The organism is uncultured Pseudoteredinibacter sp. (assembly GCF_947500695.1).
Classification (GTDB): Bacteria; Pseudomonadota; Gammaproteobacteria; order Pseudomonadales; family Cellvibrionaceae; genus Pseudoteredinibacter.
On the sequence record NZ_CANMSS010000015.1, the window covers coordinates 33,379 to 47,749 of the forward strand.

14 protein-coding genes are annotated in these 14,371 nt (G+C 47.8%); 5 read left to right on the top strand and 9 right to left on the bottom strand.

Going from position 1 to position 14,371, the window contains the following annotated elements; translation table 11 throughout:
• Positions 1-5 precede the first annotated feature (5 nt).
• Genes rsfS through Q1A08_RS19970 form a run of 3 tightly spaced genes read right to left on the bottom strand, consistent with a single transcriptional unit; the run spans position 6 to position 2,325 of the window.
• On the bottom strand, positions 6-362 hold the full coding sequence (rsfS, locus tag Q1A08_RS19960; protein ID WP_299776168.1) for a ribosome silencing factor: 357 nt from the start codon (positions 360-362) through the stop codon (positions 6-8).
• Positions 363-380: 18 nt separating this feature from the next.
• Complete coding sequence (nadD, locus tag Q1A08_RS19965) at positions 381-1,064, bottom strand: nicotinate-nucleotide adenylyltransferase (RefSeq protein WP_299776169.1); 684 nt, start codon at positions 1,062-1,064, stop codon at positions 381-383.
• The gene (locus Q1A08_RS19970; protein ID WP_299776170.1) at positions 1,045-2,325 is read right to left on the bottom strand and encodes a glutamate-5-semialdehyde dehydrogenase; all 1,281 of its coding nucleotides are present in this window, start codon (positions 2,323-2,325) and stop codon (positions 1,045-1,047) included. Before Q1A08_RS19970 ends, nadD begins: the two co-directional genes overlap by 20 nt.
• A 451-nt stretch (positions 2,326-2,776) precedes the next feature.
• On the opposite strand from Q1A08_RS19970, the gene Q1A08_RS19975 reads away from it, so the two are divergent.
• The 3 genes from Q1A08_RS19975 (at position 2,777) to Q1A08_RS19985 (ending at position 5,238) form a co-directional block, all read left to right on the top strand.
• Complete coding sequence (locus tag Q1A08_RS19975; RefSeq protein WP_299776171.1) at positions 2,777-3,094, top strand: hypothetical protein; 318 nt, start codon at positions 2,777-2,779, stop codon at positions 3,092-3,094.
• A gap of 104 nt (positions 3,095-3,198) precedes the next feature.
• On the top strand, positions 3,199-3,879 hold the full coding sequence (locus Q1A08_RS19980; protein WP_299776172.1) for a response regulator transcription factor: 681 nt from the start codon (positions 3,199-3,201) through the stop codon (positions 3,877-3,879).
• A gap of 96 nt (positions 3,880-3,975) precedes the next feature.
• Positions 3,976-5,238: an ATP-binding protein gene (locus Q1A08_RS19985; protein ID WP_299776173.1), complete on the top strand. Its 1,263-nt coding sequence runs from the start codon at positions 3,976-3,978 to the stop codon at positions 5,236-5,238.
• Here Q1A08_RS19985 and Q1A08_RS19990 read toward each other — a convergent pair.
• Genes Q1A08_RS19990 through Q1A08_RS20000 form a run of 3 tightly spaced genes read right to left on the bottom strand, consistent with a single transcriptional unit; the run spans position 5,210 to position 8,907 of the window.
• Complete coding sequence (locus tag Q1A08_RS19990; RefSeq protein ID WP_299776174.1) at positions 5,210-5,860, bottom strand: exosortase H-associated membrane protein; 651 nt, start codon at positions 5,858-5,860, stop codon at positions 5,210-5,212. The two genes, Q1A08_RS19985 and Q1A08_RS19990, sit on opposite strands and share 29 nt — an antisense overlap.
• Positions 5,857-6,369 carry an exosortase H gene (gene xrtH, locus Q1A08_RS19995; RefSeq protein WP_299776175.1) on the bottom strand — a complete coding sequence of 171 codons (513 nt, stop codon included), beginning with the start codon at positions 6,367-6,369 and terminating at the stop codon, positions 5,857-5,859. Before xrtH ends, Q1A08_RS19990 begins: the two co-directional genes overlap by 4 nt.
• 24 nt (positions 6,370-6,393) lie before the next feature.
• Positions 6,394-8,907, bottom strand: coding sequence for an MMPL family transporter (locus tag Q1A08_RS20000; RefSeq protein ID WP_299776176.1), 2,514 nt, complete (start codon positions 8,905-8,907; stop codon positions 6,394-6,396).
• A gap of 358 nt (positions 8,908-9,265) precedes the next feature.
• Between Q1A08_RS20000 and Q1A08_RS20005 the strand changes: the two genes are divergently transcribed.
• The gene (locus tag Q1A08_RS20005; RefSeq protein WP_299776177.1) at positions 9,266-10,222 is read left to right on the top strand and encodes a D-2-hydroxyacid dehydrogenase; all 957 of its coding nucleotides are present in this window, start codon (positions 9,266-9,268) and stop codon (positions 10,220-10,222) included.
• A gap of 26 nt (positions 10,223-10,248) precedes the next feature.
• Here the strand turns inward: Q1A08_RS20005 and Q1A08_RS20010 are convergent, their stop codons facing one another.
• Positions 10,249-10,848 (bottom strand): flavin prenyltransferase UbiX, encoded by a 600-nt coding sequence (locus tag Q1A08_RS20010; RefSeq protein WP_299776178.1) that lies wholly within the window; start codon positions 10,846-10,848, stop codon positions 10,249-10,251.
• Complete coding sequence (gene mpl, locus Q1A08_RS20015) at positions 10,848-12,206, bottom strand: UDP-N-acetylmuramate:L-alanyl-gamma-D-glutamyl-meso-diaminopimelate ligase (RefSeq protein WP_299776179.1); 1,359 nt, start codon at positions 12,204-12,206, stop codon at positions 10,848-10,850. Before mpl ends, Q1A08_RS20010 begins: the two co-directional genes overlap by 1 nt.
• Positions 12,207-12,392: 186 nt before the next feature.
• Here mpl and Q1A08_RS20020 point away from each other — a divergent pair, with 186 nt between their 5' ends.
• Positions 12,393-13,652, top strand: a complete 1,260-nt coding sequence (locus Q1A08_RS20020) for a 6-phosphofructokinase (protein ID WP_299776180.1) — start codon at positions 12,393-12,395, stop codon at positions 13,650-13,652.
• Between the two features lie 43 nt (positions 13,653-13,695).
• On the opposite strand, the gene msrA is transcribed toward Q1A08_RS20020, so the two are convergent.
• The gene (gene msrA, locus Q1A08_RS20025) at positions 13,696-14,340 is read right to left on the bottom strand and encodes a peptide-methionine (S)-S-oxide reductase MsrA (protein ID WP_299776181.1); all 645 of its coding nucleotides are present in this window, start codon (positions 14,338-14,340) and stop codon (positions 13,696-13,698) included.
• Between the last annotated feature and the right edge of the window lie 31 nt (positions 14,341-14,371).

Genomic DNA, 14,371 nt, shown 5'->3' on the forward strand with positions numbered 1-14,371 from the left:
TTGAATTAGTTCAGATCGTCTTCGTCACTTTCATCTTGGCGATTTGCGGGCTCCATGGACCAAAGTTTTTCCAGGTCATAAAAGCGTCGGCTTTGCTCCAACATAACATGCACTACAATGCTACCTAGATCTACCAACACCCACTCACCGGTTTCCATACCTTCAACCCCAAGAGGTTGCTCACCGGCCGCCTTAGCATCCATCACAACATTGTTGGCTAATGACTTCACATGACGGTTAGATGTTCCCGTAACAATAACAAGGGTATCCATTACATCGCTTAATTCAGCGACATCCAAACTTACAATATCTTGCCCTTTGACATCTTCCAGAGCATTGATGACAACTTGATTTAGATCCAAAAATAAAACCTCTTTGAGTTAGTTCGCACAGTATAGGCTGTGCTCTTCAATATAATTCGCCACACTTTGCGGCAATTCAGACAATTGCGAAGCAGGCACACCGGCAGCAAGCTGCTGCCTAATTTTTGTTGATGAAATATCCATTAAAGGCGCCTCAAGCAACATCCACCTGCCTTTTGGAGCCGCTAGCAATGGCGCAATATCAAAACACTGCCGAGCATTTAGCTCAGCCTGTAACTGCGGCGGCTGTGTTTTTGTGCCCTCAGCCCAACTCCAACCTGGGCGAGCCAAGACGATCAAATTAGCCAGTTCAAACAACTGTTCCCAACGATGCCAGCGATGCAGCTGCATTAATGAGTCTAGCCCCATACAAAAGCATAGGCAGGCTTTTTCATCATGTTCTAGGCGCCACTCCAGCAACGTATCCACAGTATAAGATGGCCCACTGCGCCTCAACTCTCTAGCATCCACCGATAAACTAGGAGCCTCTGCCACCGCTAAACTCAACATTGCTAAGCGCTGCTGCGCAGAGACATTGGCCGAGCCCTTCAAGGGCTGCTGAGCAGCTGGCAACAAGGCCATATCCTGCAAGCCCAAACTTTGCTGCGCCTTTTCAGCAAGGTATATATGGCCACGATGCACAGGGTCAAAGCTTCCCCCGAACAAGCCATAAGCCGAAAGTTTAGTTGCGGATGTGGCCATCACCGAACACTATCCACTTTTGAGAAGTAAGCCCTTGCAGACCAACAGGCCCTCGAGCGTGAATTTTATCCGTTGAGATACCAATTTCCGCACCTAAGCCATACTCAAAACCATCGGCAAAGCGAGTTGAGGCATTGGCCATAACCGACGCCGAATCAACTTGAGCTAAAAATGATCGAATACGACTATAGTCTTCACTCACTATACTCTCGGTGTGACCTGAGCTGTGGCGTGCAATATGGGCAATCGCCTCGGCCATGTCGCACACTACTTTTACCGCTAACACTGGAGCCAAATATTCCGTGTCCCAATCTTCTGGGCTTGCTTGAACGAGCAAGTCACCATCAGCCTCATTAATTTCATGAAGCTTTGAGTAAGAAGCTTCACAGGCGCGTAGCTGCACACCTTTATGCCAGTAAGCTTTTGCCAAATCCGTTAAAAACTCACCCGACAAATCTTCATGTATGAGCAGGGTCTCCATCGCATTACAAACACCATAACGGTGTGTTTTGGCATTAACAGCGATAGCTTTTGCCTTATCCAAATCGGCCTTATCATCAAGGTAGACATGGCATATGCCGTCTAGGTGCTTAATAACATTTACCTTGGCCTCATTGCTTATTCTCTCGATTAGGCCTCGGCCCCCACGAGGAACAATGACATCGACAAATTCCGGCATAGTAATCATCGCCGAAACGGCCGCTCGATCCGTAGTTTCAATAACCTGCACAGCATTTTCAGGCAGTCCCGCTGAGGCAAGACCCGCAGTGATACATTTGGCAATTGCCTGATTCGAATGAAACGCTTCCTTACCACCGCGTAATATAGTGGCATTGCCGGATTTTAAGCATAAACTGGCTGCATCAATGGTCACATTTGGACGCGACTCATAAATAATCCCGACCACCCCAAGCGGCACTCTCATTTTACCGACCTGAATGCCACTCGGCCGATAGCTCATATCACTGATTTCGCCACAGGGGTCCGGCAATGCTGCTACCTGCTGCAAACCTTCCACCATCTGACCAATACCAGTGCCTGTAATCGCCAAGCGATCCAATAAAGCGTCCTCTAAGCCAGACTCTCGTCCCAGCTGCAAGTCGGTTTCATTGGCTTGTAAAATTTGTTCTTGCTGAGCCTTAAGCTCGGCGGCTATTGCAAGCAAGGCCTGATTCTTTTGGCCGCTATCAACCAAAAGCAGCTCCCGCGAAGCCGCTCTTGCCTGTTGCCCCAACTGGCGCATATAACTATCAATATTCATAACTTTGCTATTTACTTGGTAAGTTTATCGGCTTGTATTTTCAAGCTTTTGGCCCGAGACGGCAGTAATTTACCACCTGCCATCCAATAAACGAGCATAACTGAGCATTATACCTTGTTTCCGGGCAGCTGACTGCGCCGAACAGCCAGCAATTTTAGGCACCTTAAAACAACAATAAACGCCAAGTTTCAGCCAAGGTTCAGGGAAACACTTTTAGCCTGAAACTCTGATCTGGTTGATCACACAAAAAAGGCAAGCAAGGTGGCACATATAACCGGCCGACATTTCAGGCATTCCGGTGTAAGATGGCCTTAGACGTAGTTGCAGGCGCCAACGCCAAATGCGGTGCCATAACAGCACTGATTAAAATAAGCGGCAAATATCGCTCGCTATCAGCTCGCTTGTTCTAGACTGCTTAATAGCAGCCAATGCTCTAACCGGAACACATTAAATGACACAGCATCGAATCCTAATTGCTTCGCTTTTCGCACTTATAGGCCTTGCCTCACCAATTAGCGGAGCAGCCAATGGCGACGAGTCGTTAAAGGCCGACAAGCAGGCTCTTGAGCAGCGGATAATGTTTCAACTGGCCAAAGCCGGTAGCAAAGACGACGGCAAAGCGACCCCAAACGGGCAGGCAGAAGCCGCACAAAAGGCCCTTAAAAAATCCAAGGGGAAAGTTCTCAAAGTTCAAAGAGGACAGGCCGGATACACTGTGAAAGTATTAACAGCCTCTGGTAAAGTACAACAAATATGGATTGCCGATTAAAAATCAGCGCCTAGAATGCCAACAATACTAATTGGCGTCATAAAACAAAAACATACGCCACCACCGACTATTTCACGTGGCGAGAGATCATTACGAGACCAGTTATGCGCTTACTTGTTGTCGAAGACGAGCCACATATCCGCGAGCAAATATGCACGCAACTCAAATCTGCTGGCTATGTTAGCGATGCTTGCGGCGATGGCCGCGAAGCGATTTTTTTAGGTACTGAACACCCCTACGACCTGGCTATCATCGACTTAGGCCTTCCCGAAGTCGACGGTCTTGAAGTAGTGAAAACACTACGCGCAGAAGGCAAAAAATTCCCAATCCTAATCCTAACAGCTCGCGGTAATTGGCAGGACAAGGTTGAGGGCCTCGAAGCTGGTGCCGACGATTATGTTGTTAAGCCATTTCAAAACGAAGAATTACTCGCCAGAATCAATGCCTTGCTCCGCCGCGCGGCAGGCCACGCCAGCCCAAGCCTGGATTATGGCCCACTAGTCATCAACACCACCGCCAAAACTGTTAGCAGAGATGGCAATAAGCTGGAGCTCACCAGCTTCGAATATAACACCCTTGAATACCTGGCACTCAATTCCGGCAAGCTGGTTTCAAAAACTGAATTAACAGAGCATCTCTATGATCAAGACTTTGATCGTGATAGTAATGTCATCGAAGTTTTTATTGGTCGCTTAAGAAAGAAAATCGATCCCAATGGTGATTTAAAACCTATCGATACGGTTCGCGGCCAAGGTTATCGCTTTGCACTGGAAACACAAAATTAAGGCTTCATTCCTTTGCGTCTATTTCGCTCTCTCGCCTCGCGCTTTACCCTAGCGTCACTTTTGGTTTTACCTGCAGTACTAGGGTTAAGCGGCTATATGCTCGACCAAGCCTTTCAACGCAGTTTAAGCACCGCAGAAAAGAATCGCCTTAATAGCCAGATGTACTTGCTGCTTGGCTCAATAGATATCAGTGCAGGCCAACCCAAGCTATCACAAGAACTAAATGACCCAGACTTTAGCCGCCCAGGCTCTGGTCTCTATGCCTGGGTGCATACCCCCCTTGGTATGCAATGGCAATCTCCATCCGTTTTATTTCCAACGCCCAGCAACCTAATGCCCCAAAGTATCGAGGCTGGAACACAGCATTTTGAAGAGATAAGACATAGCAGCCAAGGCCGCGTCTTCAGCTTGCGCTTTGACGTGGAGTGGGAAAGCAAAGACGGCAACCTTCCTATTCGACTGACCATATGGAGAGATAGCGCAATTTGGAATGCCGAGCTAAGCACTTATCGGCAACAGCTTGGCCAATGGCTTGGTAGCTTGGGTATCTTTATCATTTTTGCACAACTACTCATCATGCGCTGGGGTTTACAACCCCTAAAACGATTAAAAGATGATATCGATAAACTGAGAGAATCTTCAGAGCAGCAACTACCTGGAAATTATCCTTCAGAGATCATTCCAGTAACTCATAGTTTGAATCAAGTGCTGGCCAATCAAAGCCAGCAAAGCGAACGCTATAAAAACACCCTGAACGATTTGGCCCATAGCCTGAAAACACCGCTGGCGGTAATCTCGGGATTCGCCCAACAAGACCCCGAATTCGAAAAGAAGCTAGCTGATCCGCTGCGCCGAATGGACGAAATCATCAGCCACCAGCTCAGCCGTGCCAGCCTAGGCGCAAAGATAAACATCAACCACAGCATTGATCTACGCCAACTTTGCAAGCGCCTGATTACTGCCCTAGGTAAAGTGTACGGCCGAGATGAAAAAGATTTTTCATTATTGATTCCTGCGGACTGTCGCATTCAAGGCGAAGAAGCTGACTTTATGGAGTTAATGGGCAACCTGCTCGACAATGCCTGCAAATATGGGCGCCGACAAGTATTTGTCGACGCCGAGGAAATGGACGGTCAGTGGGTGATCCGCGTGGAGGATGACGGACCCGGGGTAGCAGGCAACCAAAGGCAAAGCATTCTTACCCGTGGCCAACGCGCCGACACCGCCAATAAAGGTCAAGGAATTGGACTGGCAGTTGCAATTGATATCGTAAGTGCCTACAGCGGTAGTGTAGAGGTTGGCCGCTCTCCAATTTTGGGCGGAGCTTCTTTTATTCTGACCCTTCCGGTGCAGCGTTAGCCGACTCTGCTTTCGTTACCCCTGAAACAAACAGGCTTTGTAATTGCTGCTGATTTGTTATTACCCATAAAAAAACGGGCACCAAAACAGGCAACATCAAAGTGGCCAACTGAAAACCAAGTGCAATAAAGTCTCGCGAAGCATACCAGTAGCGATTTGCCTCAATAAATGCTCCGCCAAGCCCAACCATTACTGACTTAGCACAAAGAAAGACCATGCTTACAATAATAACAAGGTACATAACGAGCACGGATATAGCGATATGCTTCTTAGGCTGCCAATTCCACAGGGCCGCCTGCAAAGAGAAAAAGAATGGTACGGAATAGCTCAACACACGAACATTGGACTCAAAAGCCAAGGCATAACCCGCAGCGCGAGCAGGAACCAAGCGCCCCTGAACCTCTCCCCAATTGGTAGCCGCCTGCAAACTACCATCAAGCAACTGTAGGCTATGAAAGGACTCAGATAAAAGCAAAGCCAACAACCAACCCGAAACGTCTACTGCTGGCTGCAACCACCAATCACCAATAAACCACCAAATAGCAAAGCAGGGGATCATGGCTAAAATAATTCTTAGAAAAAATTTACCCGCACCCAATTGCGGCTCTACTTGAACACTCATGCAGCAGCCACTTCAGGCTGAGCCTCTTCTTGCCCCTTGGCTATGATTCTCAACCACACCAAAAAAACCGCCAGCACATCTACCATAATCAACACTGGCCACAGATATAAATGCGCCCACTCGAACACCTCCATATTCCACTGGCCAAGATAAAACAAACTGATAATGCGCAAGATATTTGCTAGTTGAATGGCAAAAAAACCAATAACCACAACCGCGAGCTTTTGCTTTATGGTTGCAGGGAATGCAACTGCTGCAGCGATTAGCATAATGGTCGCTTCAACCCCATTGCAGCCAGGCTCTATCGACACCGCAAAGCCATTTGCCGAGCTCTGCAATATCTTGCCATAGGCCAATACATCAGCATCGAAAGGGATAATAATTGCGACGCAAATTTTAGCGATAAATGCTGTAAAAGGCAGGATCACACTTTGCTGCACAGGGCCAAGCATTTCCAATCCAAATAGCACAACTAGAACGCCGAAAAACCAAGCACTGTAGCGAAGCATGTAATTTCCTTTTAATAGCTTGCTCTAAGCAGGCTCTGGACCTAAAGGCTTAAATAAAATAATCAACTTGGGTAACAACACCAAGGAAGCCAAAGTTGCTGCAATCATCGAACCGCCGGTTAACAAGCCAAAATAAATCGACGGGATAAATTCTGACAGCGACAGCACTGAAAAGCCAACAATAATAGTGATCGCGGTATAGTAAAGCGCTCTACCAATGGTGCCATGAGATCTATGCATAGTGGCAATATAATTACCATCCTTTGCAAATTCACGTTTAAAGCAGGTTATATAGTGAATTTCATGGTCAACGGCAATACCTACGGTAATGGCCGCTATGGTAATCGTCATCATGTCTAAAGGAATGCCGGCAATTCCCATTCCCCCCAAAACCATAAAGGCGGCCAGCATATTAGGCACGATAGCGACCAAAGCCAAAGAGAATGATCTAAACAAGATAACAAACATCACCATGATGGCTATAAAGACCGCGCCAAGAGTCATGATCTGAGAGTCAAACAAGCTGTTTAGCATATTATTGTACAACACCAACATACCGCTAAAGTGGATTTGCTCAGGCGCAAAGCCCAACTCATTAATTGCGTGGTCTCGTATCTTGGCCATGATCGTCATACGATCAAGATCTGCACTGGTTTCCACCAAACGCATGGAAATTCGTGTCTGCTCCTGCTCGATAGCCAAATATGGTTTTACCAAGACATCATTAATACTATCCGGCAAGGCTTGGCGGAGGATCGCCAACTCGAAATCGCTCAAGCTCCCGCCATTCACATCTTTTGCAACTTTATAGGCGATAGCCAACGATTGAACTTTACCCACTTCAGGTAGCGACTCTAAGTAATCGTGTAAAGACTCGACCTTGCGCAAGCCTGCGCTGGTAAACCAATAAACCGTATCGGCTTCGGCAGATTCATCAGCAAATAGATCATCACCGAACTCATCATCAAATTCGTCCGAAAACTCATCATCTTCTTCAGCTTCAAGCTCTTCAGCGACCGCAACCTCAGGTGCTATATCGATAATAATCTCGAGCGGCATAGTACCACCCAAGCGACGGTCAATAGCTTCCATCCCCTGATAGATCTCAGTGTCCTTATGGAAGTAATCGATAAAGCGGTTATCTACTTTAAGTAAGCTTATACCGTAAGCCGATACTAATGCCGCCAAAATTGAAAGTGTGATAACCAAACCACCGCGTTGCTCCGCAAAACGAGAGAAGCCCAGGGTAAAGGCTTTCGACTGATCGCCATTGTCCTTGGGATCGCCCAGAGGCCACAGCATCAAACCGGCCGGCAATAGAATAAAAGCCATGCAAAAACCAACGGCCAAACCCATGGTCATCATCCAGCCAAAATCAATAACCGGGCGGATTCCACTCACCACTAAGGAGACAAAAGCAACCACCGTGGTCAGTGCCGTAAATAAACAAGGGCGCAACATATAGTGCACCATGTCCATGACCAACTGACCCTTGCTCCAATGCGGGTGCTCACCATAGGACTCACGAAACCTCACTACCAAATGAATAGTAATGGCTAGAGTGGTAATCAATAGTAGGGCAACGAAATTCGAGGAGATAACCGTCAGACGCCAATCCAACCAACTCAGCAGCCCCAACATCAGAACAGCCGTCAGAATACAGGTCGACAGCGGCAAAATGATAAATCGCCATTGGCGAAAGATAACCGCTAGCAAGAGCACGATAAAAATAACGATACCCAAACCAAAAACAATCAAATCACTTTGGATAAAGTCAATCATATCGGCGGTGATCATCGTCACACCACCAACAAACATTTCGGCTCGATCGGAATAGGACGTTACGACCTCCCGTACTTTAGCAACCCTAGCCTTATCTTTAACAGCCGCCTGGGTGCGATAATCTAAAAACTCCGCACTGACACGCTCATACTCTTGCAGCTGTTCTGCACTCAGTTGCCCAGCCTTAAAAAGTGCTCGCAATTCGTCACGCTGTTTCACCAGCGCCAAGTATTTATTGTCTACCTTTAGGTTCGCCAAGATTGCCGTTGTGCGACCATCTGGGCTCAGCAACATGTCGCGATATATTGGGCTATTCCAAAACTCTTGCTTGGCGAGCTCTCGGTCAACTCCTTCACTCATCAGCGTTCGAGGCTCGTCGCTTAAATCGGTCAAGCTGAGCTTGGGGCTATAAAGCAAAGGAACATCCAGCATACCCAATACAGAATCTACCCCCTCAATTTGGGCTAGTTCATCTGACAGGCTGCGCAGGTCACTGATCGACTGATCTGAAAATAAATCGGCGTTTGGACGATAGGTAACAACTAAGAAGTCACCGCTTTGGTAGCGACTATAAACCTCGCGGAAGTAATCTAAGTCTTTATCGTTTTCAAGGGTAAGCGACTCTGATGAAGCATCCAGCTTGAAATTTGGCAAACCAGCTGCCGCCAAGACAGTCAACGCTATAACCAAAATTAAACCCAACCAAGGGCGCTGAATCACTAATCCTTGGTAAATTGCCGCTAAACCTCTTAGCATGATAGACCTTATACTCCGAATTCCCCCTCCGCCGCGGGGGCTAAATTGTTACAGCCGCTGGGGCTAGATTGCTATAAAAGCCGAATAATATCCTATTGAGGCGCTAATAGCCTGAAAAAGACAGAAATTCACCGAACTTTACACCTGTGAAAACAGTAACTTAGAGCTCAGCTTACGACGATTACAAGGGCTTACTCTGAGCGACCACACAAGAAACCTTGATTTAATAGCCAAGCCAAGCCTAGCATTTACGCCCTCAGCCGCTTATTGCTATTCCAAGAGGCCAAATAATTGAGCCCCTCATTGCCGAATGGTTCCACAGCGCAAGCCAATAACATCTGAAGAAAGGTCAATTTTTATGCACAACGCCGTAATTCTCGACGCCGATAGTCTAGGCCCAAAAGACCTAGACCTGAGTCCACTACTCGACCAAGTAGAGCATTGGGAGATACACGGTACGACGAACATGAAAGAGCGACTAACTCGCTGTCAAAATGCGGAGCTAATCGTTAGCAACAAGGTGCTTCTTGATGAAGAGTTAATCTCAGCCTGCCCCCAATTAAAACTCATTTTAATTGCCGCCACAGGCAGTAATAACGTAGACCTTAAGGCTGCCAAAAAACACGGCGTAAGAGTATGCAATGTGGCAGGCTACGGGACCGCCAGCGTCGCCCAACACTGCTGGGCGATGATTCTCAATCTGGCCACTCAGTTGAGTCGTTACCACCAGGCTTGCCGAGAAGGCCAATGGAGCCAAAGCCCTTTTTTTTGCATGCTGGATTTTCCAATTACCGAACTCAGTGGTAAAACACTTGGGATTATAGGGCACGGCAGTATTGGCAAAGCTGTCGCCGACATAGGTAAAGCCTTAGGCATGAAGGTAGTGATTGCCGCGCGCAAAGGAGAAGCCGCGCAACCACCGCGAGTAGGCTTTAATAAGCTATTGGAACAAAGCGACGTTATCAGCCTGCACTGCCCCCTCAATGAGGACACCTTGTCACTGATTAGCAAGGCCGAGCTAGCAAGCATGAGAAACAACGCACTGTTGATCAACGTATCACGCGGTGGACTCATCGATGAAGCGGCATTACAAGACGCACTAGAATCTAATCAAATTGCTGGTGCAGCACTAGATACCCTCAGCCAAGAACCTCCCCCAGCCGACCACCCTTTGCTTCATTTGAATGATCAAAACTTACTACTGAGCCCCCACTCTGCATGGGGCAGCCAAGAAGCTAGGCAAAGACTACTAAACATTATGGCTGCCAACCTCGAGAGTTTTTTAGCTGGCCGAGAACAAAATGTTTTAGCCTAACGGCCCAATATTGCAAATGGGCCCTATCACTCTCCCCAACGCGGCATAATGCTTTGCTCGATACCCAGTTGATCCAGAATTCGTGCGACCACAAAATCAATCAAGTCTTCTATAGATTTGGGATTGTGATAGAAGCCTGGGCTCGCTGGCATCACAATGGCGCCAAGCTGAGTGAGCTTCAACATGTTTTCGAGGTGGATAGCCGAGTAGGGCATTTCCCTAGGCACCAACAACAGCGGCTTGCGTTCTTTCAGAACTACATCAGCCGCCCGCTCAATAAGATTATTGCTTGCTCCGCAGGCAATAGCCGATAAGGTTCCTCCACTCGCCGGGCAGATTACCAGTGGCGCGCAATGGCTTGAGCCCGAGGCCACCGGTGAGAACCAATCTTCTCGACTGTAGTAACGCAACTGTTCGGCGTCTACTTGATAATGCTGGCAAAACCACGATCCCCAAAGCGATTCATCTTCAGGCAATTTGAATTCTGTCTCAGTGTTGATAACAACAGCTGCGGCTCGTGACACCATCAAATTAACACGACAATTCGCGGCTAAAAGACATTGCAGCAAGCGCAATGAATATTGCACTCCAGAACCACCGGTAATAGCTAGACTGATTGTTCGCATTAGCCCACCTCTTTTTCACTTAAAGCATTTAATAAACGCTGATGCAGGCCACCAAAGCCGCCATTACTCATTAGTACTACATGGTCACCATGTTCTATCGATTGCAATAGCTGCTGCAACAAGTCATCGATACTGTCAGCCACCAACAAAGAGCTTGCGACCGAGTCAGCATAATCTTCTAAACGCCAATCCATACCTTGAGGCTGCAGGCAAAATACTTGATCTGCTTTTACGCAAGACTGAAAAAGAGTCTCCTTGTGAACCCCAAGCTTCATGGTATTAGAACGAGGCTCCAAAACAGCCACTATACGCTTGTCCCCCAGCTTATTCCGCAGACCTTCTAGCGTTGTAGCAATAGCGGTTGGGTGATGAGCAAAATCATCGTATACCGTTACACCCGCTACTTCACCCAGCTTTTCCAAGCGTCGTTTGACGCCAGCAAACTGCCCTAAGGCCTCAGCAGCATGAGCCAACTCAACACCAACATGCCGAGCGGCAGCGATAGCCGCCATCGCATTGGCCACATTGTGCTGGCCATTTAAATCCCACTCAATGTCAGCTTGCTGTCCCTGAGGATCTTGCAGTGTAAATTGACTACCATCGGCATTGCAGGCCAGCAATTTCCAGTCGCCTCCTAGCGATTGAATATCGCTCCAGCACCCCATCTCCAACACCTCTTGCACCGCTGGCACATCCGCTGGGTAAATAACCTGCCCCACACTCGGCACTGTTCTAACAACATGATGGAACTGCTTTTGGATATCAGCTAATGAATCGAAGATATCCGCATGGTCAAACTCCAAGTTGTTAATCACCAATGTCTGGGGGCGGTAGTGAACAAACTTAGATCGCTTATCGAAAAAGGCACTGTCGTATTCATCGGCTTCAATAACAAAGAAGTCCGACTCACCCAATCGTGCTGACACAGGGAAATTAGCAGGCACTCCGCCAATCAGAAAACCGGGTGACATACCAGCAAACTCCAGAATCCAAGCTAACATCGAGCTGGTAGTAGTCTTTCCATGGGTGCCTGAAACCGCCAACACCCAACGGCTTTGCAACACATGATTACATAGCCATTCAGGCCCAGAACAGTATGGCAAGCGCTTGTCTAAGACATATTCAACAGCTGGGTTTCCGCGCGACATGGCATTACCGATAATCACCAGATCTGGCGCAGGGTTTAAAACGTCACTGTCATAGCCCTCGTGAAGCGTGATGCCAGCCTGCTCCAACTGCGTACTCATTGGGGGGTAAACATTGGCATCGCTGCCACTCACCTGATGGCCAAGCGCCTTAGCTAGCTGCGCCAAACTCCCCATAAAGGTGCCACAGATTCCTAAAAAATGAATGTGCATAAATTCCTCATAGCATGTCCCCCAAAGAGGGTACCGAAAGGCCTAGAATTGGCGGCCTAAATCGATGCAATTGTGATCAGTTTACAGTATGATGCGCGCCACTGAGCACGCTGACTGGCCTGCCAGTTCCACAGGACGATGTATCTGCTCCATATTTTTCACTAAAAACGAGTCTGAGAGAAGCTAATGGCTAAAAAGAATGCCTTTTATGCCCAATCTGGCGGTGTAACCGCTGTCATCAACGCCAGTGCCTGCGGGGTTATCGAAGCTGCCCGCGCAAGCAAACAAATAGGAAAGGTGTACGCAGGACATAATGGAATTATTGGAGCCCTGCGCGAAGAGCTAATCGATACCAGCAAAGAAAGTGCAAAAACCATCACGGCCTTGCGCCACACTCCGTCAGGAGCCTTTGGATCTTGCCGCTACAAGCTTAAAAGCGTGGAAGAAAATCGCGCAGAATATGAGCGCCTGATCGAGGTATTTAAAGCTCATAACATCGGCTATTTTTTCTATAACGGTGGCGGCGACTCTGCCGATACCTGCCTGAAAATTTCTCAACTTTCACAAACTATGGGTTATCCGATTCAGGCTATTCACGTGCCTAAAACGGTCGACAATGACCTGCCGATTACCGATAACAGCCCAGGCTTCGGATCGGTTGCAAAATACGTTTCAGTATCGATCAAAGAAGCAGGCTTAGATGTTGCCTCCATGTGCGAAAGCTCTACCAAAGTGTTTATTATGGAAGTTATGGGGCGCCATGCAGGTTGGATTGCCGCCGCCGGCGGTCTTGCCGCTGAAGAAGAAGGCGACGCTCCACATATCATTTTGTTCCCAGAAATTGCTTTCAACAAAGAAAAGTTTTTAAAGAAAGTAAAACAGTGCGTCAAAAAATATGGTTTCTGCGCAATTGTTGCCTCTGAAGGCGCGCAGTACAAAGACGGCACTTTCTTAGCAGATGCCGGCACTACCGATGCCTTTGGCCACAAACAGTTAGGCGGCGTAGCCCCGACTCTTGCCAATATGGTGAAAGAAGAACTTGGCTACAAATACCACTGGGCACTGGCTGACTATCTGCAGCGCTCTGCACGCCATATCGCTTCAGGCACTGACGTTGAACAGGCTTACGCCGTAGGCCAGGCCGCTGTAGAAATGGCTTTAGCTGGCAAGAACGCCGTTATGCCAGCCATTATTCGCGGCAAAGGCAAAAAATATAAGTGGAGCATTGGTGAAGCACCATTAGATCAAGTCGCTAATGTTGAGAAAATGATGCCTCGCAACTACATCAGTAAAGATGGCTTTAGCATCAGCGAAGCTGGGCGTGACTATCTGTTACCGCTGATTCAGGGTGAAGACCTGCCACCATTCAAAAACGGCTTGCCTCAATACGCCAAGCTGAAGAAAGTTATGGTAGATAAAAAACTTAAGAAAAAGTTTAAGGTTTAATCCTTAAACTAAAATAAAAAAGGCGGCCACTTGGCCGCCTTTTTTATTTTTCAGTCTTTTCTGCTGGTCCCCAAACCGCCTCCAAACGCGCATCTCGACCACAGCGGTAGCGATAGTAGTGATAGCGCACTGGGTTCTTCTGGTAATAGTCTTGGTGGTAATCTTCAGCCGCATAAAAAGAGCTGGCCTTAGTAATCTCAATAGCAATTTTTTCACCGCCGGCTAAAGCAGCCTTCAGTTCGCCGGACTTTAGCTTGGCAAGGCTGCGTTCTGCCTTTGCTTTTTGCTGCTCGTCATGAAAGAAGATCCCTGGGCGATATTGGCTACCCTTGTCACAAAACTGCCCCTTACCATCAAAGGGGTCCACATTGCGCCAAAATACCGCCAACAATTCTTCAAAGCTGACCTTTTCTGGGTCAAATTTTATTTCCACCGCTTCGGTATGGCCGGTTGTACCCGCCGAAACTTCACGGTAGCTAGGCTTGTGCTTATGACCACCAATATAGCCTGAGACCGTACTCTGAACACCTTCAATTTGGTCAAAGGGCTTTTCCATACACCAAAAACAGCCGCCGGCAAATGTTGCCGATGATAACTCCGCAGCAGAGCTGCTTAATCCAGCCAAGGCGGCACTCATCGCCACCGCAAGCGCCGATAGATTCACTGTTACTTTTCGCTTACTGAACATACTTTACCCCTACTTCATTGAGCCCCATATC

Excerpts from the sequence above, each read along its gene's own strand:
- nadD (WP_299776169.1), bottom strand. The coding sequence starts at position 1,064 with ATGGCCACATCCGCAACTAAACTTTCGGCTTATGGCTTGTTCGGGGGA.
- Q1A08_RS19975 (WP_299776171.1), top strand. The coding sequence starts at position 2,777 with ATGACACAGCATCGAATCCTAATTGCTTCGCTTTTCGCACTTATAGGC.
- mpl (WP_299776179.1), bottom strand. The coding sequence starts at position 12,206 with ATGCACATTCATTTTTTAGGAATCTGTGGCACCTTTATGGGGAGTTTG.
- Q1A08_RS20005 (WP_299776177.1), top strand. The coding sequence starts at position 9,266 with ATGCACAACGCCGTAATTCTCGACGCCGATAGTCTAGGCCCAAAAGAC.
- Q1A08_RS19985 (WP_299776173.1), top strand. The coding sequence starts at position 3,976 with ATGCTCGACCAAGCCTTTCAACGCAGTTTAAGCACCGCAGAAAAGAAT.
- Q1A08_RS20010 (WP_299776178.1), bottom strand. The coding sequence starts at position 10,848 with ATGCGAACAATCAGTCTAGCTATTACCGGTGGTTCTGGAGTGCAATAT.
- Q1A08_RS20020 (WP_299776180.1), top strand. The coding sequence starts at position 12,393 with ATGGCTAAAAAGAATGCCTTTTATGCCCAATCTGGCGGTGTAACCGCT.
- xrtH (WP_299776175.1), bottom strand. The coding sequence starts at position 6,369 with ATGCTTCGCTACAGTGCTTGGTTTTTCGGCGTTCTAGTTGTGCTATTT.
- Q1A08_RS19990 (WP_299776174.1), bottom strand. The coding sequence starts at position 5,860 with ATGAGTGTTCAAGTAGAGCCGCAATTGGGTGCGGGTAAATTTTTTCTA.
- Q1A08_RS20000 (WP_299776176.1), bottom strand. The coding sequence starts at position 8,907 with ATGCTAAGAGGTTTAGCGGCAATTTACCAAGGATTAGTGATTCAGCGC.
- Q1A08_RS19970 (WP_299776170.1), bottom strand. The coding sequence starts at position 2,325 with ATGAATATTGATAGTTATATGCGCCAGTTGGGGCAACAGGCAAGAGCG.
- msrA (WP_299776181.1), bottom strand. The coding sequence starts at position 14,340 with ATGTTCAGTAAGCGAAAAGTAACAGTGAATCTATCGGCGCTTGCGGTG.
- Q1A08_RS19980 (WP_299776172.1), top strand. The coding sequence starts at position 3,199 with ATGCGCTTACTTGTTGTCGAAGACGAGCCACATATCCGCGAGCAAATA.